The 23,863-nt window shown below is 68.4% G+C and carries 21 protein-coding genes; 16 read left to right on the top strand and 5 right to left on the bottom strand.

All coding sequences use genetic code 11. From position 1 onward, the window contains the following. The first annotated feature begins 159 nt into the window (after positions 1-159). The 3 genes from ACZ54P_RS21120 to ACZ54P_RS21110 all read left to right on the top strand — a co-directional run bounded on the left by ACZ54P_RS21120 (position 160) and on the right by ACZ54P_RS21110 (position 2,498). Positions 160-813 (top strand): ferritin-like fold-containing protein, encoded by a 654-nt coding sequence (locus tag ACZ54P_RS21120; protein WP_465463256.1) that lies wholly within the window; start codon positions 160-162, stop codon positions 811-813. A gap of 59 nt (positions 814-872) precedes the next feature. Then, positions 873-1,103, top strand: a complete 231-nt coding sequence (locus ACZ54P_RS21115) for a DUF3107 domain-containing protein (protein WP_005167610.1) — start codon at positions 873-875, stop codon at positions 1,101-1,103. A 114-nt stretch (positions 1,104-1,217) separates the two neighbouring features. Further along, positions 1,218-2,498, top strand: a complete 1,281-nt coding sequence (locus tag ACZ54P_RS21110) for an acyltransferase family protein (protein ID WP_465463255.1) — start codon at positions 1,218-1,220, stop codon at positions 2,496-2,498. A 117-nt stretch (positions 2,499-2,615) separates the two neighbouring features. Here the strand turns inward: ACZ54P_RS21110 and ACZ54P_RS21105 are convergent, their stop codons facing one another. Further along, complete coding sequence (locus ACZ54P_RS21105) at positions 2,616-2,942, bottom strand: DUF4873 domain-containing protein (RefSeq protein ID WP_465463254.1); 327 nt, start codon at positions 2,940-2,942, stop codon at positions 2,616-2,618. Then, positions 2,939-3,718: a TetR/AcrR family transcriptional regulator gene (locus ACZ54P_RS21100; protein ID WP_465463253.1), complete on the bottom strand. Its 780-nt coding sequence runs from the start codon at positions 3,716-3,718 to the stop codon at positions 2,939-2,941. The genes ACZ54P_RS21105 and ACZ54P_RS21100 overlap by 4 nt, the downstream gene beginning before the upstream one ends. A 52-nt stretch (positions 3,719-3,770) precedes the next feature. Between ACZ54P_RS21100 and ACZ54P_RS21095 the strand changes: the two genes are divergently transcribed. The 3 genes from ACZ54P_RS21095 (at position 3,771) to ACZ54P_RS21085 (ending at position 7,192) form a co-directional block, all read left to right on the top strand. Further along, entirely contained in the window at positions 3,771-4,679 is a 909-nt protein-coding gene (locus tag ACZ54P_RS21095; RefSeq protein WP_465463252.1) for an AurF N-oxygenase family protein, read from the top strand. After that, entirely contained in the window at positions 4,676-5,599 is a 924-nt protein-coding gene (locus ACZ54P_RS21090) for an alpha/beta fold hydrolase (RefSeq protein WP_465463251.1), read from the top strand. The genes ACZ54P_RS21095 and ACZ54P_RS21090 overlap by 4 nt, the downstream gene beginning before the upstream one ends. A gap of 171 nt (positions 5,600-5,770) precedes the next feature. Beyond that, positions 5,771-7,192, top strand: a complete 1,422-nt coding sequence (locus tag ACZ54P_RS21085; protein WP_465463250.1) for an amidohydrolase family protein — start codon at positions 5,771-5,773, stop codon at positions 7,190-7,192. A 73-nt stretch (positions 7,193-7,265) separates the two neighbouring features. Here the strand turns inward: ACZ54P_RS21085 and ACZ54P_RS21080 are convergent, their stop codons facing one another. After that, the gene (locus ACZ54P_RS21080; protein WP_037316399.1) at positions 7,266-7,889 is read right to left on the bottom strand and encodes a TetR/AcrR family transcriptional regulator; all 624 of its coding nucleotides are present in this window, start codon (positions 7,887-7,889) and stop codon (positions 7,266-7,268) included. A gap of 283 nt (positions 7,890-8,172) precedes the next feature. Here ACZ54P_RS21080 and ACZ54P_RS21075 point away from each other — a divergent pair, with 283 nt between their 5' ends. The 3 genes from ACZ54P_RS21075 (at position 8,173) to moeZ (ending at position 11,577) form a co-directional block, all read left to right on the top strand. Next, complete coding sequence (locus ACZ54P_RS21075; protein ID WP_465463249.1) at positions 8,173-9,030, top strand: alpha/beta fold hydrolase; 858 nt, start codon at positions 8,173-8,175, stop codon at positions 9,028-9,030. 80 nt (positions 9,031-9,110) lie between these two features. Next, a complete protein-coding gene (locus tag ACZ54P_RS21070) occupies positions 9,111-10,280 on the top strand; it encodes a DUF3152 domain-containing protein (RefSeq protein ID WP_465463248.1) in 1,170 nt (389 codons plus the stop codon). Positions 10,281-10,398: 118 nt separating this feature from the next. Continuing rightward, the gene (gene moeZ, locus ACZ54P_RS21065; RefSeq protein WP_465463247.1) at positions 10,399-11,577 is read left to right on the top strand and encodes an adenylyltransferase/sulfurtransferase MoeZ; all 1,179 of its coding nucleotides are present in this window, start codon (positions 10,399-10,401) and stop codon (positions 11,575-11,577) included. A gap of 725 nt (positions 11,578-12,302) precedes the next feature. Here the strand turns inward: moeZ and ACZ54P_RS21060 are convergent. Continuing rightward, entirely contained in the window at positions 12,303-13,283 is a 981-nt protein-coding gene (locus tag ACZ54P_RS21060) for a hypothetical protein (RefSeq protein WP_465463246.1), read from the bottom strand. Between the two features lie 105 nt (positions 13,284-13,388). Between ACZ54P_RS21060 and ACZ54P_RS21055 the strand changes: the two genes are divergently transcribed. Beyond that, positions 13,389-14,186 (top strand): TIGR02569 family protein, encoded by a 798-nt coding sequence (locus ACZ54P_RS21055; protein ID WP_465463245.1) that lies wholly within the window; start codon positions 13,389-13,391, stop codon positions 14,184-14,186. Positions 14,187-14,277: 91 nt separating this feature from the next. Here ACZ54P_RS21055 and ACZ54P_RS21050 read toward each other — a convergent pair whose 3' ends face one another. Next, entirely contained in the window at positions 14,278-14,802 is a 525-nt protein-coding gene (locus ACZ54P_RS21050; RefSeq protein WP_465463244.1) for a PadR family transcriptional regulator, read from the bottom strand. Between the two features lie 189 nt (positions 14,803-14,991). Here ACZ54P_RS21050 and ACZ54P_RS21045 point away from each other — a divergent pair, with 189 nt between their 5' ends. Genes ACZ54P_RS21045 through ACZ54P_RS21020 form a run of 6 tightly spaced genes read left to right on the top strand, consistent with a single transcriptional unit; the run spans position 14,992 to position 23,845 of the window. Beyond that, positions 14,992-17,070 (top strand): molybdopterin oxidoreductase family protein, encoded by a 2,079-nt coding sequence (locus ACZ54P_RS21045; protein WP_465463243.1) that lies wholly within the window; start codon positions 14,992-14,994, stop codon positions 17,068-17,070. Beyond that, positions 17,067-18,494: an FAD-dependent oxidoreductase gene (locus tag ACZ54P_RS21040; RefSeq protein ID WP_465463242.1), complete on the top strand. Its 1,428-nt coding sequence runs from the start codon at positions 17,067-17,069 to the stop codon at positions 18,492-18,494. Before ACZ54P_RS21045 ends, ACZ54P_RS21040 begins: the two co-directional genes overlap by 4 nt. 44 nt (positions 18,495-18,538) lie before the next feature. Then, the gene (locus tag ACZ54P_RS21035) at positions 18,539-19,897 is read left to right on the top strand and encodes a nitrate/nitrite transporter (protein ID WP_465463241.1); all 1,359 of its coding nucleotides are present in this window, start codon (positions 18,539-18,541) and stop codon (positions 19,895-19,897) included. After that, positions 19,897-22,401 carry a nitrite reductase large subunit NirB gene (nirB, locus tag ACZ54P_RS21030; RefSeq protein WP_465463240.1) on the top strand — a complete coding sequence of 835 codons (2,505 nt, stop codon included), beginning with the start codon at positions 19,897-19,899 and terminating at the stop codon, positions 22,399-22,401. Before ACZ54P_RS21035 ends, nirB begins: the two co-directional genes overlap by 1 nt. Continuing rightward, entirely contained in the window at positions 22,398-22,745 is a 348-nt protein-coding gene (gene nirD / locus ACZ54P_RS21025) for a nitrite reductase small subunit NirD (RefSeq protein ID WP_465463239.1), read from the top strand. The genes nirB and nirD overlap by 4 nt, the downstream gene beginning before the upstream one ends. Then, positions 22,742-23,845 carry a uroporphyrinogen-III synthase gene (locus ACZ54P_RS21020; RefSeq protein WP_465463238.1) on the top strand — a complete coding sequence of 368 codons (1,104 nt, stop codon included), beginning with the start codon at positions 22,742-22,744 and terminating at the stop codon, positions 23,843-23,845. The genes nirD and ACZ54P_RS21020 overlap by 4 nt, the downstream gene beginning before the upstream one ends. Positions 23,846-23,863 lie beyond the last annotated feature (18 nt).

The raw sequence follows: 23,863 nt of genomic DNA, 5'->3' as shown, positions 1-23,863 counted from the left end.
TTCAGCCGCAGCAGCGTCCCGGTCCGGACGGAAGATCCGTCGTTTCTCCTCGGCCAGTCTACCTGGTCTGCGGTTTTAGGATAGTCCCCGCCGCGCCGAGGAGGGTGGGATCGGTCTCTTCCCCACCTCACGGGTGTGTTCGGCGATACCCTCTTCGCCGTGACGGAGGCAAAGCAGATCAGCGAGGGCGTAGTCGATTTGCTCGGCGTACTCGCCTACGGGGAATTGTCCGCGTTCGACCGCATGGCCGAGGACGCGCGCACCGCGCCGACGCTTTCCGGCCGGGCCGCGCTGGCGTCCATGGCCGCCGCCGAGATCGGGCACTACGACCTGCTCACCAAGCACCTCGCCGGGCACGGCGTCGCGATCGAAGACGCGATGCGGCCGTTCGTCGGGCACATCGACGCCTGGCACGCCTCCACCAAGCCGCGTTCGTGGCTGGAGTCGCTGGTGAAGGCTTACGTCGGTGACGGGCTCGCGGCGGACCTCTACCGCGAGATCGCCAGCTGGCTCGACCCCGAGACCAAGGACCTGGTGCTCACCGTGCTCGCCGACACCGGGCACTCGGCCTTCGCCGAGCGCGAAGTCGCGGCCGGGATCGAGGCCGATCGCAAGGCGAAGGACAAGCTCGCGCTGTGGGGCCGCCGTCTGCTGGGCGAAGCGCTGACCCAGGCCCAGTACGTCGTCGCCGAGCGGGACGGGCTCGCCGAACTGATCGTCGAAGGCTCCGGTGATCTTTCGGGAATCGCGGCGCTCTTCCGCCGGTTGCAGCAGGGGCACACCAAGCGCATGCAGGTGCTGGGGCTCGGCTGAGGTCTCTTCGGCTAGCCTTGGCCCATCATTGATTTCGAACTTTCAAGCGGAGGTCCCACGTGGAGGTCAAGATCGGCATCAAGGACACGCCGCGGGAGCTCGTGGTGTCCAGCAGCCAGTCGCCCGACGAGGTCGAGGAACTGGTCGCGAACGCCTTGAGGGCCGGCGACGGGATCTTCCGCCTCGACGACGAAAAGGGCCGCAAGTACATCGTGCCCACCGACCGGATCGCCTACGTGGAGATCGCGCCGTCGGACGTCCGCAAGGTCGGTTTCGCCGTCGGTGGCTGACCCGATCGGGTAGTAGTCGCATGTCACAGCGGCGTCACCACCGCGTCTCAGCTCGCTCTCAGATTTGATCGTCACGCTGATGCGGGGGCGGCAGGGGACTAGCCGAGAGATGAGGTGGACGGCGTCACTGTGATCGACCGCGCGCTGGTGGACGGCGCGCGCACGGTTCCCGAACATGGCAAGCGGGTCGCGGGGCGGCTGACCGGTATCGACGTCGCCCGCGGCCTGGCCGTACTCGGCATGTACGCGGTGCATGTCGGCCCCGATCCCGCCAAAGGCGGCGTCGGGGTGCTGTTCAAACCTTTCGAAGGCCATTCGGCGGCGCTGTTCGCGGTGCTGGCGGGTGTCTCGATCGCCCTCATGTCCGGCGGACGACGGCCGAAGCAGGGCCGGGCCCGGACGCGCGTCGCGCTCAAACTGGCGACGCGGGCGCCACTGCTGGTGGTGCTGGGATTGTGGCTGACCAGCCTCGAAACCGGCTACATGGTGATCCTGGCCTACTACGGCGCCTGTTTCCTCTTCGCGATCCCGTGGCTGCGGGCCGGTGCGAAGACGCTGGCGGTCGCGGCCATCGCCGTCGCCGTCGCCGCCCCGCTGCTCTCGCATCTGATCAGGGCACAGCTGCTGCCTCGTGACCTGCTGTTCTTCGCGCCGGACCTGACCGCGGACGACATCACCTCGACTGGGCTGCTGAAGGCCGCGACCGTGCTCGTCTTGACCGGCACGTTCCCCGCGCTGACGCTGATGGCGTACGTGTTCGCCGGGATGTCGATCGGGCGGATGGACCTGACCTCGCGCAGCGTGTGCCGCCGCCTGTTCTTCGGTGGATCGGCGGTCGCGGTGGGCGGGTACTTCGTCTCCTGGCTCGCGACCGGACCGCTCGGCGGCATGCAGGCGGTCTACCGCTCGCTGGAACCGGCCGCGGCGCAGATGGGGATGACGCCGTCCGAGTTCTTCCGGCTCCACCAGACCTGGATCCACGGCACACCGCCGACCACGAGCTGGGCCTGGGAACTGTTGCCGACCGGGACCTCGTACACGCCGTTCGACCTGGTGATCTCCATCGGGATCGCCGCGGCCGTGATCGGCGGATGTCAGCTGCTCATGCCGAAGTTCGAGCGTGTGCTGCGGCCGCTTTCGGACCTGGGTGGGCGGGTGCTGAGCGCGTACGTGCTGCACTTCGTGGCGATCGCGCTGCTGTGGGACGCGAGCGACGGCGATTCGATCTTCAGCGTGCTGCACTTCGTCGAGTTCTCGGTGGTCGCGCTGGCCGCCGCCGTGCTGTGGCGGAAATTCGTCGGGCGCGGGCCGCTGGAATGGGCGATGAACAAGCTGTCGAGCTGGCCAAAGTATGTGGGCGCCGTCGTGCGGATACCCGCGCAACGACGCGGCTGAGCTTGCCCGCGTGCCCCGCCTTCGCGGCACTTTTTCGCGCCGAGGCCCCAAGTACGTGAAGGCCCCCTTCATTGCGCTAGGCGCAATGAAGGGGGCCTTCACGTACTTCCAAAGGCTTCAGGCGTTCAGTTCGTTGAGTTCTTCCAGGCTGGTGGGCACGTGGAAGGGCGGCGTGCTGGTGCCCATGATGCGGTAGCGGTCCCACGTGTCCGGGTCGGAGAGTTCGCCCTTCGCGCTGTACTCGCCCGCGCGGATCTCGACGGCGGTCTTCTTGCCGCCGGCGGCCGCGGACACCTGCTGGTTGTTGGCCACACGGCCGTACCAGCGGTAGTACCCGTCGATGGGCTGGAAGTAGCCCCGAAGCTCGACCGTGGCCGGGATCTCGGTCCCGTCGATCACGAGGACCGCTTCGCCGGAGTAGCCGTCTTCGTCGTGCTCGCTCATTGACCCTCCACCTGTTTCTCCTGGCTCTTGCGCATTTGGACGACCTTGTTCTCTTCGAGCGGCAGGTTCGGGTCGATGACGATGCCCTGCTGCCGGGAGAGGCCGTCGATCGCGGCCCAGATGATCTGTGTCAGGTACTCGACGACGCTGTCGCGGCCCATCGAGCGCCGGTCCAGCCACCATTCACCGGTGCTCTGCACCATGCCGACGATCCCGTGCGCCCACGGTTCGGCGGCGCCGGAGTCCATGTTGAACATCCGCATGTAGTCGCCGAGCAGCGCGGTCAGCGCGGTGGCGATGAGTTCCTTGTCTTCGGCGACCACGTCGGATTTGACGACCACCTTCTCCTGCAGGCCGCCGCGCGCGAGCAGGCGGTACAGGTTGGGGTGCTCCTCGATGACGCTGAAGAACGCGTCGAGTGCCATCCGGATCCGGGGGACCGGGGCGAGTTCGGCGTTGATGGCCGGGATCAACCGCTGGAAGAGGATCTCCGTACCGCGTTGCCCTAGCGCGACGTACAGGTCGGCCTTGTCGTCGAAGTGCCTGTACAGCACGGGCTTCGTGACGCCCGCTTCGGCGGCGACGTCCTCCATGCCGAGGTCCGGGCCGTGGGTGTCGAGTGCCCGGAGGGCGGCCTCGACGAACTCCGCGCGGCGCGCGATCCGGTGCTTGCGCCAGCGGTCGCGGCGGGCGTCACCCGTGTCGGCTTCGTTCGCCGTGGGGTGCTTGCTCGACTGCTTGCTGTTGCGCTTGACACGTTCGATCACCCGAGTCATGCTACCAGAGGTAACTGTTACCACGAGTTACAGATAGGGGTGTGTGTCGGCAATGACGCGGGCGCTGAAGGAAACTGACCGGGAGAAGACCGCCGAGCGGCTGCTCAAGTCCTCCGCAAACAAGTTCTACGACCCCGACGTCGACATCGACTGGAACGCTCCGCTCGTGGACGGGAAGCGCTACATCCCGGCACACCGTTCCTCGCTCTACGGCACGAAGCTGTGGGACTCCCTCTCCGAGGACCAGCGCATCGAGCTCGGCAAGCACGAGGTCGCGAGCGTGGCCACGACCGGGCTGTGGTTCGAAATCCTCCTGATGCAGATGCTGCTCAAAGAGGTCTACGACGAAGACCCGACCAGTTCGCACGCGCAGTACGCGCTGACCGAGATCGCGGACGAATGCCGTCACTCGACGATGTTCGCGCGGATGGCGGCGCGGATCGGCTGCCCGTCCTACGGGCCGGTGCCGTGGCTGCGGCGACTGGCGAAACTGATGCCGTCGATCAGCTACGGGCCAGCGCGCTACGGCGCGATCTTGGTCGCCGAAGAGGTCCTCGACCGGCTTCAGCGCGAGCAGATGAACGACCCGGAGATCCAGCCGCTGGTGCGCATGGTCAACCGGATCCACGTCCTCGAGGAAGCCCGGCACGTCACCTTCGCCCGCGAAGAGGTCACTCGCGGGATGGCGAAGCTGTCGAAGAAGGAAATCGTCTACCAGCAGTTCATCATCGCGCTCATCTCGTACTTCGTGACGCGGGCCTTCATCAACCCGCGCGTCTACAAGGCCGTCGGTATCCGGCCGCGCGACGGCGTCGAGGCCGCGCTGAACAACCCGTACTGGCGCGAAAGCATCCAATGGGCGGGCGAGAAGATCATGCCGTTCCTGCAGGAATCCGGTCTGGTCGGCAAGCCCGGCATGTACTTCTGGCGCAAGTCGTTCCTGCTGCCGGGGAAACGATGAGGAGCGTCAAGCAGCGCGGCGTCGTTTCGTGGGACCCGTCGCGTGAACACCGGTTCGTGACCGGTGACGGCACCGCTCTCCACGTCGAGACGAGCGGTCCGGAGGATTCCGAACTCACCCTGGTGCTGGTGCACGGCTGGACCCAAGACCAGCGCACCTGGGACGGCGTGGTCTCGCGGCTCGGTGATTCGGTCCGGATCCTGCGCTACGACCTGCGCGGACACGGTGGTTCCGCGCCGGCGAAACCGGGGACGGCCACGATCCCGACGCTCGCCGACGATCTCGCCGAGCTGATCGAAGACCGGGTACCGAACGGCCCGATCGTGTTCGCGGGACATTCCATGGGCGGGATGACGATCATGGAGCTGTCCCGGCGGCACCCCGAACTCGTGTCGCGGCGCGTCGCCGGTGTCGCGTTCGTCGCCACATCGTCCGGTGAGATGGACCGGATCACCCTCGGCTTGCCGGGGATCGCGGGCAACGGCGCGGCGAGGTTCGAACGGCGACTCGCGAAGCTGCTCGCGAAAAACCGCCGGGACGCCTTGCCGTTGCCGCTGTCCGTGGTGCGCCCCGGCGCGCGGCTGCTCGTCTTCGGGCGACGGCCGCGTCGGGAGGACGTGGACTCGGTCGCGGAGCAGTTGCTCTGCGCGCATCCCGCGAGCGTCGCCGGGTTCCAGGACGCGATCTCCCAGCACGACTGCCGCGTCACGCTCGCCGCGCTGGCGGGGACGCCGGTGACCGTGCTGGTGGGGGAGCAGGACCGGCTCTGCCCGCCGCGGCACGCCAAGGTCATCGCCGACGCGCTGCCGGAGGCCGAATTCGTGCGTTACCCGGGTGCCGGGCACATGCTTCCGCAGGAACGGGCACAGGAGGTCTCGGACCGCATCGCGGCACTCGTCCGCCGCGTCGCGAGGGCCTGAAAAGGAAGCAAGGGACCTTTGCTATCGCTTTCGGTGGGGCGAGCGATAGCAAAGGTCCCTTGCTCTCGTGAGTGGTAATGACGGTTAGAACCGCCATTACCACTCACGAGTCTCGTGCGCGGTCCGCTAGCGTGATCTCGCAACGCTGCTTTCGACTGGGGAGTTGGAACGATGAAACAGCGCGGATCCATCCTGTCCGTCTTCACCCTCACCCTCGCCGTGGTCCTCGGCGCCGCCCTGCTCAACGGCCTCGGCGGCAACTCCGTCGAAGCCGGGAGCGACGCGGAATTCACCGGCGCCGGTCGCGTCGTCATCCGTGACGTCTCGATGGTGCTCACGATGGACCCGAGCCTCGGCGAAGGTCCGCTCGGCGCGCTCGCCGACGCCGACGTCGTGCTGGAAGGCACCAGGATCAAGCAGGTCGGCAAGGATCTTCAGACCGGCGACGCCCGGGTCGTCGACGGTCGCGGCAAGATCGTGCTGCCCGGGTTCGTCGATCTGCACAACCACCTGTGGCAGTCGCTCATCCGCGGCTGCGCGGCCGACAAGGAACTCATCGGCTGGCTCGGCAAATGCGTCATCCCGTTGTACCGCGCGCCGGTGACCGACGCGGACGCGTACGCGGGCACCAAGCTCGCGGCCGCCGACGTCGTCTCGACCGGGATCACCACGGTCACCGACTGGTCGCACGCGTTCAACACCGACTTCGCCAAGGGCGGTCTCCGCGCGCTCGGCGAGTCGAAGCTGCGGTTCCTCTACTCCTACAACGGCACCACCGATCCCGCGCTGCAGAACGAGATCCGTCGGGTGAAGCGCGAGGTCATCGACCCGAATCCGTTGGCCCGGCTGCAGATCGGCACGCATCCGTCCACCGGGAACTTCCCGAGTGTCGAGGCGTCGGAGAAACTCGCGCGCGAACTCGGTGTCTCGCTGAACGTCCACCTGCTCGAATCGAAGGCCGACCTGACTGCGGGCCAGATGGACGCACTCAAGCGGGCCAACGCCCTGCACCTGGGGCTGGTGGTGAACCACGTCATCCAGACCACCGACGCCGACCTCGACGAACTCGCGGCGGCGGGGGTCAGCGTGGCGCACAACCCGCTGTCGAACATGCGGCTCGCGTCGGGCGTGATCCGGCTGCCGGAGATGAAGAAGCGGAACATGAAGGTCGGACTCGGCCTCGACGGCGGAACCAACGACACGAGCGACATGTTCAACGTGATGCGCGCGGCCGTCGGTCTCCAGCGGGCGACCACGACGGATCCGGCGGTCTACCCGACGACGGCGGACGTTCTGCGCATGGCGACCCTCGGCGGCGCGGAGGCGCTCGGGATGGACAAGGAGATCGGATCGCTGACGCCGGGCAAGCGGGCGGACCTGCAACTGGTCGACGCCCAGTCGGTCAACTTCGCGCCGAAGGTGGACTGGGTGAATCAGCTGGTCTTCAACACCCAGCCCGCGAACGTCTCCTGGGTGTTCGTCGACGGCCGCGCGCTCAAGCGCGAAGGCCGCGTTGTCGGTCTCGACACCGCGAAGGTCGTCGCTGACGCTCAGGCCGCCGCGGACCGCATCAAGAAGCTTCTGCCCCAGTAATCACACGCGTTTCGTCCTCTACCTGCGGTAGTTGCACGCGCAAGGATCGCAAGTAGAGGACGAAACGCGGGGGTCAGTGCTGCAGCGGGAAGCCGCCGCCGATGCCTCGCCAGGCGAGGTTGGCGGTGAGGGCGACGGCCTCTTCGCGGCTCATCGACTTGTGGTGCGCCAGCCAGAACCGCGCGCTGACCTGCGAGAGACCCACGAGGCCGACCGCGAGCAGCCGCGCCTTGTCCTCGTCGAGGCCGGCGTCGGCGGTGATGGTCTCGGTGATCGCGTCGACGCTGGCCGACGTCGCCCGGTCCACCGCCTCCTGCACGGCGGGCTCGCCGCGCAAGTCGGACTCGAAGACCATCCGGAAGGCGCCGGCGTCACCGTTGACGAAGTCGAAGAACGCGCCGACGGTCGCCGGGACACGCTGCTTGTTGTCCGTCGTGGAGTCGAGCGCTTCCTTGACCCGCCGCACCAGTTCGTCGACGTGACTCTCCAGCAGCGCGATGTAGAGGTCGAGCTTGCCGGGGAAGTGCTGGTAGAGGACCGGCTTGCTGACCCCGGCCTCTTCGGCGATCTCGTCCATCGCGGCGGCGTGGTATCCGTTCGCGGCGAACACCCGCTGCGCGGCGGCCAGTAGCTGGGCGCGGCGTTCCGTCCTCGGCAGGCGGACGCCTCGCGCCTGCAGTCGCGCCATTTCTGTCATCGTTCCTCCAGTTCGAGGCACTCGTCTCCGCCGAGAACGCCTCAGCGCAGTCGAGCTGGGCTCCGCCGGGCGGGGTCACCGCCGCGTGAAGTGAACTCGAGATTACTCGCCGGTACAGCCAGACCGCCAAGGGTCGGGCATCCTTGATGCTGTGTCTTCTTCAGTTTCCCGCGCCGCCGGGGATCGCCCGCCACTGACCCACGTACCGCTGTCGCGCAGGTCATTGCCGTCGCTGGACCCCGCGCCGTCGCCTTGGCCCGGGGAAACAATAGGTGTCGGCGGGGTGAAATTGCACATCCGCCGGACCCCCGGCGGCCCCGAGACGGCGGTCTACGTCCACGGGCTCGGCGGTTCGTCCACGAACTGGACCGACCTCGCCGCGCTCTTGGCGCCTCAGGCGGGCGGCACTTCGCTCGATCTGCCGGGGTTCGGCTATTCGGAGCCGCCCGACGGATTCGACTTCAGCCTCGACGCGCACGCGGAAATCGTCGCGCGCCACATCGAAGGCCTCGGAACGGGGCCGGTGCATCTGTTCGGCAACTCGATGGGCGGCGCGGTCGCGCTGCTCGTCGCGGCGCGCCGTCCGGAACTGGTGAAGACACTGACGCTGATCTCGCCCGCGATGCCGGATCTCCGTCCCAGCATGAAACGGCTGTCCGACCCGAGGATGGCGTTCGCGTACCTGCCGCTGATCGGCCCGCGGGTGCGTCGTCAGCTGGCCGCACTGGGCCCGCGTGAACGTGCCATGCAGGTCATCAAGCTGTGCTTCGCCGACCCTTCCCGCTTCGCCGAGAGCAGGCTGAACGAACTGGAGGAGGAGCACAGCGCCCGTGCCGAATTCGTGTGGGCGGCGCCCGCGCTGGCCCGCAGTACGTTCGGCATCTTCCGGACGTGGTCCGCGCGCGGTCCCGCCTCGCTGTGGGCCGTCGCGCCGACGGTCACCACGCCGACGCTCGTCGTGTGGGGACAGCACGACCGGGTGATATCCGTCCGGCGCGCCGAGCGCACCGCTCGGCTACTTCCGCACGCCCGGTTGCTCGTTCTCCCCCGAACCGGCCATGTGGCGCAGATGGAACGCCCGAATGTCGTAGCGAAAGCCGTTTTGGGGATGTGGGAATCGGTCGAATCGGGCACCTGGTAGCCCATTCGGGCGGCCGGAGCACGCCGCGCGATGCGCCGGTCGCTCACAACATCACAGTTCGGTTATGGCACCCTGGTGCCGTGGACCGGGTGAAGCAAGACGCGCAAGGCGAAGGTCGGCGGTCTCAGTACTCCGCCTCCGCCCGTCGTTCGTCGCGCCCCCAGCCCAGGACCTCCGACGTCCCGCGCACGGGCCAGTACCGGCCGACGCCGCCGCCGTCGCAGCGCCTGGACGAAGATCGCTACCGCCCCGGCACCCGCCGCACCAGCGCCCAGCCGCTCAGCGCGTCCTGGAAGCCGCACGAGCCCGCCGCGAAGGCCGCCGACCGCAAGGCCAAGAGCAAGAGCGGCATCGGCCGGTTCGCCAAGACCTACGGCTGGCGGGTGTACGCGCTGCCGATCCTGGTGGTGATCACCGCGCTGGTCGTGTTCAACACCGCCACCGGCCCACCCGAGCCCATCGCCTCCGACGGGACGAGCCTGGCCGCGGCCGACGGTTCCGCCGGCAACGGCGGGGAGCCGGGCGCGGGGGTGGACGGAGGCGGCGACGTCCTCCCCGAGAACCCGGCTAAACCGGTCGATCTGAAGATCCCGACGGCGGATCTGCCCAAGGGCGCAAACTTCACCGAGTCCGGGAAGGGCACCTATCACGTGGTGCCGGGATCCGGGCCGAAGGTGGGAACCGGGCAGCTCTTCACCTACACCGTCGAGGTCGAGGACGGCATCGATCCGGCGAGTTACGCGGGTGACGACAGTTTCGCCAGCGCGGTCGTCGACACCCTGTCCAGCCCCCAGAGCTGGACATGGGACGGGAAGAAGGCGCTCCAGCGTGTCGACGCGAGTTACCCGAATCCCAGCTTCCGCGTGAGCCTCACCACACCGAACACGACGCATCGCGCGGACGTCTGCATGTTCCAGATCACCTATGAGACGTCCTGCTACCGGGCGAGCTTCGACAAACGCGTGGTGATCAACCTCGCCCGCTGGGTGCGCGGCGCGATGGCGTTCCAGGGCGACATGACCGGGTATCGCCAGTACGCGATCAACCACGAGGTCGGCCACGCGCTGGGTGGCAAGCACGTCGGTTGCCCGGTGGACGGCGGAATCGCGCCGGTGATGATGCAGCAGACCTTCGGTGTCTCGAACAACTTCGTGGCGCAGCTGAACAACCTTCCCGGCGGGGACAGGGGCAAGGTGCCCGCCGACGGCAAGGTCTGCAAACCGGGGTCCTGGCCGAACCCGACGCCCTAGGCCACGCCATCCCATCTGCTGGAATTTCCCAGGATGTGAACCACGGGAAGTCGTTTTCGCTTCTCGGTGTTGTAGATACTGGGATGCGACCCGCGATCCACGCGAGATGGAGGACCCGATGTCAGGCACGCTGCCGCCGCTCGTTGAGCCGGCCGCCGAGCTCACCAAGGAAGAGGTGGCCCGGTACAGCCGTCACCTGATCATCCCGGACGTCGGGATGACCGGGCAAAAGCGGCTGAAGAACGCCAAGGTGCTGGTCATCGGTGCCGGTGGCCTCGGCAGCCCCGCGCTGCTGTATCTGGCCGCGGCCGGTGTCGGCACGCTCGGCATCGTCGACTTCGACGAGGTCGACGAATCGAATCTGCACCGCCAGGTCATCCACGGCCAGTCCGACATCGGCAAGCTCAAGGCCGCGTCGGCACAGGAGACGATCGCCGAGATCAACCCGTTCGTGAAGGTGCACCTGCACACCGACCGCCTCGAGTCGTCGAACGCGCTCGAACTGTTCGAGCAGTACGACCTGATCCTCGACGGCACCGACAACTTCGCGACGCGATACCTGGTCAACGACGCCGCCGTGCTCACCGGCAAGCCCTACGTGTGGGGCTCGATCTACCGGTTCGAGGGCCAGGCGAGCGTGTTCTGGGAGGACGCGCCGAACGGCAAGGGCCTCAACTACCGCGACCTCTACCCCGAGCCGCCGCCGCCCGGCATGGTCCCGTCGTGCGCCGAGGGCGGCGTGCTGGGTGTGCTGTGCGCGTCGATCGGTTCGATCATGGTCAACGAGGCGATCAAGCTGATCACCGGCATCGGTGAGCCGCTGTTGGGCAGGCTCGTCAGCTACGACGCGCTCGAGATGAAGTACCGCGAGGTCAAGATCCGCAAGGATCCGGAGACCCCGAAGATCACCGAGCTCATCGACTACGAAGCGTTCTGTGGCGTTGTGTCCGACGAAGCCGCTTCGGCCGCTTCGGGCCACACGATCACTCCGGCGGAACTCAAGGCCAAGTTCGACAACGGGGACAACTTCGCCCTCATCGACGTCCGTGAGCCGCACGAGTACGAGATCGTGAACATCAAGGGCGCGACGCTGATCCCGAAGGACAAGATCCTCTCGGGCGAGGCGCTGTCGGAACTGCCGCAGGACAAGCCGATCGTGCTGCACTGCAAGTCCGGTGCACGTTCGGCGGAGGCGCTGGCGGCACTGCACAAGGCCGGGTTCAAGGACGCGACCCACCTCGGTGGCGGCGTGCTGGCCTGGGCGCGGCAGATCGACCAGAGCCTGCCGACCTACTGAGGCTCCGGCCCCGGCTGACCTGCGAAAAGGGAGCAAGGGACCTTTGCTGTCGCTCGCTTAGCCTGGCTAAGTAAGCGGGAGCAAAGGTCCCTTGCTGCTGTTTTGGGGTTCCTGCGGTGGCCGGGCGAGGTCCCGGCAAAGTCGAGAGAGTGCGGGCCCGATTCTGGACGCTCGCCGGGCTTCAGTGTCTACAAGGGCATCCCTGGCGATTGAGTGACTGATTTGTGTCTCTAAGTACATTTTCGCGGGGGGTCGTGAGTAAGCCGAATGGGGCGTGTCCTGGCGCGGGTCCGGACTGGCTACTGGACGTCGGGACGAGAGCAGAGTGTCCACAAAGGACACTTTTGGCGGGCAAGTGTCCGGCTTGAGCAGTATGCGTGGTTTCCCGAGGGGGTCGTGAGTGGCAAGTGGTGTTCTAACCCTAATCGGCACTCACGACCCGCCCCGAAACCGCACATGCAGGCCCAAATCAGGCACGGAGTTGTCTGACAGTGTCCCTTGTGGACAATCAGGGCGCGCCGATTCTCAGCGAGGAGTGCTGGGACCTTCGCGGCAACGAGCCGATCACGCCATATTTGCCTTACCCCTCAAGAGAACGCTCACCGGCACTCACGACCCCCTCGTCAAACCGTGCAAAGCACAGTGCGGGGCGAGTCTCTTGAGCGAGCTCGCTCCCCTCTGCGTCAGTGGACACCGACCAGCAGCTAGGCGACTTTGCTCCCCGCTCAGCCGCCGAAGCCGATCGAGCCGCCGGTGAAGATCGCCCGCACGAACCGCGCGTATCCCGCGGGTACGTCGGTCCGGTGCCCGCCGCTCGCCTTGGGCAGTGCCGCCATGATCTCGGCGTCGGTCAGCGAATGCGTCTTCGCGGCCAGCTCCTGGAGTTCCGACGGCTTCCAGTTGTGGTTGCCCGCGAGGTGCAGCGACACCGCGCCCCGTCGCTGGATGAACTCGATCCGGTCGGTGTTCTGGCGCAGGAAGGTGCCTTCGCCGACCTGAGTGCACGTCGCGTTCTCAAGTCGCCAGTTCGTCTTCACCGACGTCTCGCAGCTCTCGACGGCGTCGGTCACGAAGGTCCACACGGGGGAGATCCACAACTCGGGGCCATACTCGAGGATCAGCGAGCCGGAGTCTTCGGTCGCCTTGTCGGGAAGGCGTTGTGCGCCGAGATCGGCCGCGAGGGTGCGTTCGTGCGGGATGCCGGTCGAGGCCAGCCGGCGGGCGGCGGTGTCTTCGGGGAGCGCGGCGGGGACGGCGATGCCGCCCGCCACCAGTGCCACGCCGAGGATCGCGGCACCGGTCCGCACGCGCCAGTCGGCCACGAACAGGCCCGCGACGATCGCCACCGGCAGGCCGAGAAGCGGCAGCGTCACCCACTCGGCGGGTTCGAAGGCTTCCGCCACTTCCGCCACGAAGATCGCGCCGAGAACACCGGAAATCCCGACGGCGAACGCCCACGCCAGCCTCGGCCACGGCCGCATCGTCAGGGACGAGACGTTCGGCGCGACGGAACCGGCCAGGTACGCCGTCCCGATCGACACGAGCGGGACGGGCAACGCCAGCCAGGGAAGGTGCAGGAAAGCGGCGAGCACGACCAGCCAGCCGACGGTGATCGCGCCGAGGGTGCCCAGCAGCCACAGCGACCCGAGTTGGACGGCGGCGAGCTGTCCATCGGTGAGCCGACTCTGGGCCGTTCGGGGGACCATGGCCGAAGAATGGCAGGTCAGAGTGATGTTGTCTTGAGTATCGCTACTCAAGTGACCAGCGCGTCTTCTCGTTGGTGGCGCGGAAGACGAGGTAACGTCCGTGCCGTGCGTGCCACCCTGGAAAGTCCTCCGGATCACGTCTGTTCGGCGTTCGGCGGACGTGACGGTGACGCGGAGCCGCTGCCCGGCACCACCGCCTGGCGTTACGGCGATCTCGTCCTGAAGCCGGTCGTGGACAAGTCGCGGACCCTGTGGACGGCCAGGGCGCTGGAAGCGGTCGACGAGCCCGGTCTGCGGGTCGCGAAGCCGGTCCGCTCCAGCGACGGCCGGTGGGTGGTCGGCGGCTGGTCGGCGAACCGGTTCGTGTCCGGGACGGCCGAGCACCGGTACGACGAGGTCGTGCACGCGGCGGTCAAACTGCAGCGCGCGACGGCGGGGTTGCCGCGGCCGGATTTCCTGGGGCGCCGCACCGACATCGAGGCACTGGCCGACAAACTCGCCTGGGGCGAAGCGGACATGCCGCTCGACGAGAACAAGGGCGGCCGCTGGTTCGAGGTCTTGGCAGGCTCCCGAAGACCGATCAAGCTGCCGGACCAGGTCGTCCACGGGGAGCTGCTCGCCGGAGTGCTGTTCGACGGCGACGCGGCGCCCGGGATCGTCGATTTCGTTCCGTATTACCGGCCCGGTGAATGGGGTGCCGCGATCGTCGCGGTCGACGCGCTCGCCTGGGGTGGCGCCACCATCGCCCTTCTCGAACGCTGGGCGTATCTCCCGCAATGGCCCCAACTTCTCCTGCGGGCCGTCCTCTTCCGCTTGGCCGCCAACGCCCTCGACCCGCGGTCGACGCGGGCGGCGCACGACGGGCTCCGCGCCGCGGCCCGCGATGTGAGTGCTGTGCTGTGAATACAGCGCCTGGTCAGAGCCGAACATCCGGTGCTGGCCAGGCCTTGTAACAACGATGTTTCCACCGCGAGTCCCCCGGATGGTGTGCGACTCAGCGCTCGAGCTGACGCGCGAGCTCATCGAGACGGGCGCCCGTGAGTTCCAGCCACCGCAGATCCGCTTCGAGATGGAACAGCGCGTGATCGCAGATGAGCTGATCGGCGAGGTCTCCGGCGGTCTTGCGCGCGGTGAGCTCCCGCATGACGCGGAGATGGGAGCCGCGTTGGACGTCGAGCAGGTCCTGGGCACCGCGGCCGGACATCAGCGCGAGCACCACCTTGGTGTAGAGCGTGTTCTGCAGGTAGACGGAGGGGTTCTCCGGGCTTTTCAGCCAGTCCTCGACATTGCTGACGCCGGCGTCGGTGATCGCGTACCGCTTCCGGTCCGGTCCGCCGCCCGCTTCGACACCGTTCACTTCCACCAGCCCGTTTTTCAGCAGCCGGTTCAGCGTCGAATAGACCTGCCCGTAGTGCAGTTGGCGGTCTTGCCGGAACTGTTTGTCGTAGAGCTGTTTGAGGTCGTAACCGTGCTTGGGGCCGGCTTCCAGCAGGCCGAGCAGGGTGTTCCCGATGGACATGCGGTGACTATACGCAGTGTGTATACGCCGGGTCTATACATCAAGTGTATAGCCGTCCACCTGCTGCCGTGACCTCACGGTGTGACCTTCGCCGTCGGCAGGCAATGTCAAACGCCTGAAACATTCAGGAGTTTTCAGGTAACACGGCCTACCTACCTTCAAGCGCAATCGACGCCTGAGGAGGTGCCCGTGCCGCTCGCCGCTCCCACCGAAGTCACCGCGACCGCGGTGGACACGCACTGCCCGTACTGCGCCCTGCAGTGCGGGATGAGCCTCGACGGCGCCCGCGTCGCCCCGCGTGACTTCCCGGTCAACGCCGGTGGCCTGTGCCAGAAGGGCTGGACGTCGGGAGAACTGCTCACCTCGCCTTCCCGGCTGACCACTCCGCTGATCAGGGTCGACGGTGAACTCCGGCCCGGGAGCTGGGAGCAGGCGCTCGACCTCGTCGCGCGACGGCTCATCGAGATCCGCGTGGCCAAGGGGGCCGATTCGGTCGCCGTCTTCGGCGGCGGCGGACTGACCAACGAGAAGGCCTATCTGCTGGGAAAGTTCGCCCGCATCGCGCTGGGCACCTCGCAGATCGACTACAACGGCCGGTTCTGCATGTCGTCGGCGGCCGCCGCGGGAATCAAGGCGTTCGGCGCCGACCGTGGGATGCCTTTCCCGGTAACGGATCTCGCCGACGCCGACGCCGTCCTGCTGATCGGCGCGAACCCGGCGGAAACGATGCCGCCGTTCACCCAGCACCTGCGCGGCGCCGACCTGATCGTCGTCGACCCGCGCCGGACCGCGACCGCCGAACTGGCCGGGCTGCACCTCGCGCCCGCGCCGGGAACCGATCTCGCTCTCGCGCAAGGGATCCTGCACGCCGTCGTCGCCGACGGCCTGCTGAACCAGTCCTACGTGGACGAGCGCACGAACGGTTTCGAAGAACTGTGGCGTTCGGTCGCCGCCTGGTGGCCGGAGCGGGTCGAGCAGATCACCGGCGTCTCGGCCGCCGACCAGCGTCGCGTCGCCGCTAAACTCGCCGCCGCCCGCAACGCCTACATCCTCACCGCGCGCGGCACCGAGCAGCACGCCAACGGCACGGCGATGGTCAACGCGTGGATCAACCTCGCGCTCGCGCTCGGCCTCCCCGGCCGCGAGGGGTCCGGATTCGGCTGTCTGACCGGGCAAGGCAACGGCCAAGGCGGCCGCGAACACGGCCAGAAGGCCGACCAGCTGCCCGGGTACCGCAAGATCGACGATCCCGCCGCCCGCGAGTACGTCGCCGGAGTCTGGGGGGTGCCCGCGGAATCCCTGCCGGGGCCCGGCCGTTCGGCGGTCGAACTCCTCGAAGCACTGGGTACGGAAGACGGTCCGAGCGCGCTGATGGTGTTCGGCAGCAACGTCGTCGTCTCGGCGCCCGGTGCCGGCCGCGTCCAGGACAAGGTGTCCTCTTTGGACTTCCTGGTCGTCTCGGATCTCGTGCTCTCGGAGACCGCGGCGATGGCCGACGTCGTCCTCCCGGTCACCCAGTGGGCCGAAGAGGACGGCACCATGACCAACCTCGAAGGCCGGATTCTCTTGCGCCGCAAGGCGCTCGACCCGCCGTCCGGGGTGAGGACCGATCTCTTCGTGCTTTCGGAACTGGCCAGACGGCTCGGCCAGCCCGACGGGCGGTTCCCGTCCGACGCCGAGACCGTCTTCACCGAACTCCGCCAGGCATCCAAGGGCGGTGTCGCCGACTACTCCGGCATCACCTACGACCGGCTCCGTGGCGGCGAAGCGCTGTACTGGCCCGTTCCCGCGGAAACGCATCCCGGCACACCGCGGATGTTCCTCGGCTCCTTCGCCCACCCGGACGGCCGCGCGCGGTTCGTGCCGGTGGACCACGTCGGCCCGGCCGAGCTGCCAGACGCCGAATTCCCCTTGCAGGCCACCACGGGCCGGGTCCTGCAGCACTACCAGTCCGGGGCGCAGACCCGACTGGTCAAGGAGCTGAACGACGTCGTCGCGGAGGCCTTCGTGGAAGTTCACCCGGACACCGCCGCGCAGGCGGGACTGGCCGACGGCGACCTCGCGGTCGTGCGGTCGCGGCGCGGAGAGACCCGTGCCCGGATCCGCTGCGTCGCCTCACTGCGCCCGGATCTGGTGTTCCTGCCGTTCCACTTCCCCGGTGAGGGGCGGGCGAATCTGCTGACCAATCCGGCGCTCGACCCGACCAGCCGGATGCCCGAGTTCAAGGTGTGCGCGGTCGCGCTCGCCCCGGCCGAGGCGGCCGCGTGAGCGCCCGGTCGGTGGTCATCGCCGGATACGGGATGGCGGGCGCGCGGCTGGCCGACGACATCCGCCGCCGCGATCCCGACGGCGAACGCGTCCGGCTCACCGTGATCGGCGCGGAAACCCACACCGCCTACAACCGGGTGCTGCTCTCGTCGGTGGTCGCCGGGACCATGCGGCCGGAAGTCGTCCGGCTCCACGACGACGAGTGGCCCGCACGCACCGGGGCCGACCTGCGCCGCGGGGTCGCCGCGACGTCGATCGACCGGGCGGCGCGGCGGGTGCACCTCGACAACGGGTCCACTGTGGACTACGACGCGCTCGTGCTCGCCACCGGCGCCAACCCGTGGATGCCGCCGGTCGAAGGACTCGAACCGGGTCCGGACGTCGTCGCGTTCCGCACCCTCGACGACTGCGCCCGCATCCTCGACGCCGCCAAACTGGGTGCCCCGGTCGCCGTCCTCGGCGGTGGCCTGCTCGGCCTGGAAGCGGCGCGCGGCCTCGCGGGGCGCGGAAACCTCGTCACCGTCGTGCATCCGATGCCGCACATCATGGAACGGCAGCTGGACGCGGAAGCCGCGCGGGTGCTGACCAGGAAGCTCGAAGAGCTCGGCGTCGGTTTCCGGCTCGGTGTCGGTGCCGCGCGGTATGTCAGTGGCGACGGGCTCAAACTCGACGACGGAACGCACGTGCCCGCCGACCTCATCGTCGTCTCGACCGGGGTCCGGCCCGAGACGAAACTGGCCGTGGACGCCGGATTGACCGTCGAGGGCGGCATCGTCGTCGACGATCTGCTGCGGACCAGCGACGGCCGGATCCACGCGATCGGTGACTGCGCGAAACATCCCGGCGCGTTCGGCGGTCTCGTGCAGCCCGCGTGGGAACAGGCCGCCGTCGTCGCGGACCTGGTCACCGGGACGAAATCCGCGTCGCGCTACCGCGGCACCCAGCCGGTGACCCGGCTCAAGGCGCGCGGCATCGACCTCACCGCCCTCGGCGAGACGATGACCGGCGCGGACGATCCGACCGCCGAAGTCCTCACCTTCAGCGACCCGGCGGGCTGCCGTTACGGCAAGCTCGTCCTCCGGGAAAACCGCGTGGCGGGCGCGATCCTGCTCGGCCTTCCCGACGCGGCCGCGACGATCACGCAGTTCTACGACCGGGGCACCCCGGTGCCGGAAGACCGGCTCGCCGTCCTTTTGGGGCGCGCGTTGCCCGCCGGGGCGCCGTCGGCGTCGAGCCCGGCCGATCTGCCCGCGTCGGCGGTCATCTGCCGCTGCAACGCGGTGACCAAGGGACGGCTCGTCGAGGCTTGGCGCGCCGGCGCCACCGACGTGCCCGCCCTCGCCGGAGCGACCCGCGCGACGACCGGCTGCGGCGGCTGCAAGGACGCCGTCAGCGGGGTCGCGAGATGGCTGGCCGCGCAGTGATCCGGCTACAGGAGATCCGAACGATGCCCACCAAGGAGGCTTTCATGACCGCTCGTGGCAAGCGCTGGATCGAGCACTGGGATCCGGAGAACGAGCAGTTCTGGGAGAAGACCGGGAAGAAGATCGCCCGGCGGAACCTCTGGTTCTCCGTGCTGGCCGAACACATCGGTTTCTCCGTCTGGACACTGTGGTCGGTCATGGTCCTGTTCATGGGCCCGCAGTACGGGTTCTCGGCCGCCGACAAGTTCCTGCTCGTTTCGACCCCGACGCTGATCGGCGCGCTCATGCGGCCGCTCTACACCTTCGCGGTGGCGAAGTTCGGTGGCCGGAACTGGACGATCGTCAGCGCGCTGCTGTTGCTGGCGCCCACCATCCTGGCCGCGATCGCGATGGAGCCGGGCACCTCGCTCGGCACCTTCCTGCTGATCGCCGCGCTCGGCGGGGTCGGCGGCGGGAACTTCGCGTCGTCGATGACGAACATCAACGCGTTCTATCCCGAGAAGCACAAGGGCTGGGCACTCGGGCTCAACGCGGGCGGCGGCAACCTCGGGGTGGCGGCGATCCAGCTGATCGGCCTGCTGGTCATCGGCACCGTCGGCGCCACCGCGCCCCGGCTGGTGCTGGCGATCTACATCCCGCTGATCGTGGTCGCGGCGGTCTGCGCGTACTTCTTCATGGACAACCTCTCCTCGATGAAGGGAGACACCAAGGCGATGCGCGAGGTCGTCAAGGACCCGCACACGTGGGTGATGTCGTTTCTCTACGTCGGCACGTTCGGTTCGTTCATCGGCTACAGCTTCGCCTTCGGCCTGGTGTTGCAGAACCAGTTCGGGCGGACTCCGCTGCAGGCCGCGGCGGTGACGTTCCTCGGACCGCTGCTCGGGTCCTTCTCCCGGCCGACGGGCGGCTGGCTGGCCGACCGGATCGGCGGCGGCAAGATCACCTTCACGACGTTCGTCGGGATGGCCGTGGCGACCGTGGTGCTGATCCTGGCGTCGACGTCGAACTCGCTGGCGCTGTTCACCGTCGCGTTCATCGTGTTGTTCGTGCTGACCGGGATCGGCAACGGCTCGACGTACAAGATGATCCCGGCGATCTTCCGTGCCAAGGCGAAGGTCGCGATCAGTGAGGGCGCCGACGAGACCCTCGAACTGCTGAAGGCGCGCAAGCTCTCCGGTGCGTTGATCGGGTTGGCCGGGGCGATCGGGGCGCTGGGCGGGTTGTTCATCAACCTGGCGTTCCGGCAGTCGTTCGCGGACACCAAGAGCGGGGTGCCGGCGTTCATCGCCTTCCTCGTCTTCTACGGACTGTGCTTCGCCGTCACATGGGCGGTGTACCTGCGGAAACAGCAGGCGGAGATGGCGGGCACCCGAGGTCTGGCGCTCGCCGGGGCGGAGGTCTGATGCGGAAACTCGTCGTCGCGGGACATGGCATGGTCGCGCACCGGCTCGTCGAAGCCGTGCGCGCGGAGGACAAGACCGGCGAATGGCAGGTGGTGGTTCTCGCCGAGGAGGCGAGGCCCGCGTACGACCGCGTCGCCCTGACGTCCTATGTGGACACTTGGGATCCGGCTTCGCTGGCACTGGAAGGAGCCGACTACGCGGACGACCCGCAGGTCGAACTGCGGCTCGGCGACGCGGTGACGTCGGTGGACCGGGACCGCAAGGTCGTCGTCACCGAGTCCGGGTACGAGCAGCCGTATGACGCGCTCGTCCTCGCGACCGGCTCACGGCCGTTCGTCCCGCCGGTACCCGGCCACGATCTCCCGGGTTGCTTCGTCTACCGGACGATCGAAGACCTCGACGCCATCCGGGAAGCGGCTCAGCGGCCAGGCCGCGGCCGTCGCTCGGCGGTCGTCATCGGTGGTGGCCTGCTCGGGCTCGAAGCCGCGAAGGCGTTGCGGGACATGGGGCTCTCGCCACACGTGGTCGAGATGGCGCCGCGGCTGATGCCGCTGCAGGTCGACGAGGGCGGCGGTGGCCTGCTCCGGCGGCTGATCACCGACCTCGACGTGACCGTCCACACGGGAACGTCGACCGACGCCATCGAACCGGACGGCGAGCGGTACATCGCCAGGCTCGGCAACGGCACCGAACTCGACGTCGACCTGGTCGTGTTCTCCGCCGGGATCCGGCCGCGCGACGACCTCGCCCGGTCTTCCGGCCTGGAGGTCGGTGCACGCGGCGGGATCCTGGTGGACGAATCCTGCCGCACCTCCGACCCATCGGTGTACGCGATCGGTGAATGCGCCGCCGTGGCGGGGAAGGTGTACGGCATCGTGGCGCCCGGCTACGCGATGGCGGAGATCGTCGCCGCACGGCTGACCGGTGGCGAGGGCACGTTCCCCGAGCCGGACATGTCCACGAAGCTCAAGCTCATGGGGGTCGACGTCGCCAGTTTCGGTGACGCGCACGCGGCCACCGAGGGTGCGCTGGAGGTCGCGTTCAACGACGCGGTCGCCGGGACCTACAAGAAGCTCGTGATCTCGGACGACTCGAAGACCCTGCTCGGCGGGGTGCTGGTCGGTGACGCGAGCGAGTTCAACACGCTGCGCGCGATGGTCGGCAGGCCGCTGCCCGCCGAACCCGGCGCGATCCTCGCCCCGGCCGGCGGCGGGGCGGCGGTCGGGGTCGACGCGCTGCCCGACGCCGCGCAGATCTGTTCCTGCAACGCGGTTTCCAAGGGCGCCATCACGCACGCGATCACCGAAGAGGGTTGCGATTCGGTCGCCAAGATCAAGGGCTGCACGCGGGCCGGAACCGCGTGCGGATCCTGCGTCCCGCTGCTGGGCAAGCTGCTGACGGCTTGCGGCGTCGAGCAGTCCAAGGCGCTGTGCGAGCACTTCCCGCAGTCGCGGGCGGAGCTGTTCCAGATCCTGCGGGCCACGCGGATCAGCACGTTCAGCGAGATGATCGACCGGTACGGCACCGGAACCGGCTGCGCCATCTGCAAACCGGTGATCGCCTCGATTCTGGCCACGCTGGGCAACGGGCACATCCTCGCCGGTGAGCAGGCGACCCTGCAGGACACCAACGACAAGTTCCTGGCGAACCTGCAACGCAACGGCACCTACTCGGTCGTCCCGCGCATCCCCGGTGGCGAGATCACGCCGGAGAAGCTCATGGTCATCGCGCAGGTGGCGATGGACTTCGGGCTGTACACCAAGATCACCGGCGGACAGCGGATCGACCTGTTCGGCGCAGGAGTCGACCAACTCCCGCTGATCTGGCGGCGGCTCGTCGACGCCGGGTTCGAGTCGGGGCACGCGTACGGGAAATCCTTGCGCACGGTCAAGTCCTGTGTCGGTTCGACGTGGTGCCGCTACGGTGTTCAGGACAGCGTCGGCCTCGCGATCGAACTCGAACTGCGTTACCGGGGCCTGCGCTCGCCGCACAAGCTCAAGTCCGCCGTTTCGGGCTGTGCGCGGGAATGCGCCGAGGCGCGGAGCAAGGACTTCGGCATCATCGCCACCGACAAGGGCTGGAACCTCTACGTCGGCGGGAACGGCGGCGCGACCCCGCGGCACGCGGATCTGCTGGTGTCCGAAGTGGACACCGAGACGCTGATCCGCACGATCGACCGGTTCCTGATGTTCTACGTCCGCACGGCCGACCGGCTGCAGCGCACCGCGCCCTGGGTCGAGGAGATGGAAGGCGGCCTCGACCACCTGCGCGCGGTGATCATCGACGACAAGCTCGGCATCTGCGAGGACCTCGACGCCGCGATGGCCAAGCATGTCGGCGACTACGCCGACGAATGGCGTGGGGTGCTGGAGGATCCGGAGAAGCTGTCGAAGTTCACCTCGTTCGTCAACGCTCCGGGCACGCCGGACCCGACGATCTCCTTCCGCACCGAACGCGACCAGAAGGTGCCCGTGCTGCTGGGCATCCCGGAGGTGAAGCAGTGACGACCTCGATCGAGCGCACCTGGACCGCCATCTGCGCGGCGGGCGCGGTACCCGAATGGTCCGGCGTCGCCGCCCTGCTCGACGACGGCGTCCAGGTGGCGATCTTCCGGCTGCCGGGTGACCGGTGGTACGCACTGTCCAATGTGGATCCGATCAGCGGTGCCGCGGTGCTTTCGCGGGGGATCGTCGGCGACGCCGGCGGTGTCCCCGTCGTGGCTTCGCCGGTGTACAAGGAACGTTTCGACCTGCGGACCGGCGCATGTCTCGACGCCGAGGGCGTCTCGGTCGAGGCGTACCGGGTCCGGGTCGCCGGGGGTGTCGTGGAGGTGGAAGCTTCGCCGTGACAGAAGTCCTTCCCCTGGCGGGATTCGTCATCGGTATCACGGCGGCGCGACGAGCTGACGAGCTCGGCGCGCTGTTCGTGCGTAAAGGTGCGACCGTGCGGTACGGCCCGGCGATCCGGATCGTGCCGCTTTCCGACGACACCGAACTGCGGTCGGCGACCATGCGGCTGCTGGAGGACCGGGTCGACGCCGTCGTCGCGACGACCGGGATCGGCTTCCGCGGCTGGATCGAGGCCGCCGAGGGCTGGGGACTGGGGGAGGAGCTGCTCGACCGGCTCGGGAAGTCCGCGCTGCTCGCCCGCGGCCCGAAGGCCAAGGGCGCGATCCGCGCGGCCGGACTTTCGGAGAACTACTCGCCGGGCTCGGAGAGCAACGCCGAGGTGCTGCAGCATCTGCTCGAATCCGGGGTGGAGGGCCAGCGGATCGCGGTGCAGTTGCACGGCGAGCCGCTTCCGTACTTCGTGGACAGTCTGCGGGACGCGGGCGCCGAAGTGATCGAGGTCCCGGTGTACCGCTGGGTCGGGCCAACCGACCCCGGGCCGCTCGACCGGCTGCTGGACGCGGTGCTCGACGGCTCGGTGGACGCGTTGCCGTTCACCAGCGCGCCGGCCGCCGCGTCCATGCTGGGCGTCGCGAAGCGGACCGGGCGGCTCTCGGGAATCGTTCAGGCGCTGGAAAAGCGGGTCGTGGTGGCCTGTGTCGGGCCGATCACCGCCGGGCCGCTGGCCGCGCTCGGGATCCCGACGGTGCAGCCGACGCGGTCGCGGATCGGGGCGTTGGCGCGGACGGTGTCCGACGCGCTCGAAGCCCGCTCGCCGCGGCTGATCGCGGGCGGGCGGAGCATCGAACTGCGCGGACAGGCGGCGCTGGTGGACGGGCAGTGGTGTGACATCGCGCCCGCGCCGATGGCCCTGCTGCGGGCCTTGGCGGAGGCGCCGGGCCGGGTGTTCTCCCGGCGGGAACTGATCTCCGCGTTGCCCGACGGCGGCGAGGAGCACGCCGTCGAGACCGCCATCGGACGCCTGCGGAACTCACTGGGGTCACCGAAGCTCGTCCAGACGGTGGTGAAGCGGGGGTATCGCCTGGCCGTCGACCCGTGACCCCCGCGTTTCGTCCTC

Source organism: Amycolatopsis sp. NPDC034160 (genome assembly GCF_055575355.1).
The sequence above is the reverse complement of the archived record's forward strand: the minus strand, read 5'-3'. Positions and strand labels throughout refer to the sequence as shown.

Coding starts and splice junctions, on each gene's coding strand:
- ACZ54P_RS21105 (WP_465463254.1), bottom strand. CDS start 2,942: ATGAGCGAGCACGACGAAGACGGCTACTCCGGCGAAGCGGTCCTCGTG.
- ACZ54P_RS21100 (WP_465463253.1), bottom strand. CDS start 3,718: ATGACTCGGGTGATCGAACGTGTCAAGCGCAACAGCAAGCAGTCGAGC.
- ACZ54P_RS21095 (WP_465463252.1), top strand. CDS start 3,771: ATGACGCGGGCGCTGAAGGAAACTGACCGGGAGAAGACCGCCGAGCGG.
- ACZ54P_RS21090 (WP_465463251.1), top strand. CDS start 4,676: ATGAGGAGCGTCAAGCAGCGCGGCGTCGTTTCGTGGGACCCGTCGCGT.
- ACZ54P_RS21085 (WP_465463250.1), top strand. CDS start 5,771: ATGAAACAGCGCGGATCCATCCTGTCCGTCTTCACCCTCACCCTCGCC.
- ACZ54P_RS21080 (WP_037316399.1), bottom strand. CDS start 7,889: ATGACAGAAATGGCGCGACTGCAGGCGCGAGGCGTCCGCCTGCCGAGG.
- moeZ (WP_465463247.1), top strand. CDS start 10,399: ATGTCAGGCACGCTGCCGCCGCTCGTTGAGCCGGCCGCCGAGCTCACC.
- ACZ54P_RS21060 (WP_465463246.1), bottom strand. CDS start 13,283: ATGGTCCCCCGAACGGCCCAGAGTCGGCTCACCGATGGACAGCTCGCC.
- ACZ54P_RS21050 (WP_465463244.1), bottom strand. CDS start 14,802: ATGTCCATCGGGAACACCCTGCTCGGCCTGCTGGAAGCCGGCCCCAAG.
- ACZ54P_RS21035 (WP_465463241.1), top strand. CDS start 18,539: ATGACCGCTCGTGGCAAGCGCTGGATCGAGCACTGGGATCCGGAGAAC.
- nirB (WP_465463240.1), top strand. CDS start 19,897: ATGCGGAAACTCGTCGTCGCGGGACATGGCATGGTCGCGCACCGGCTC.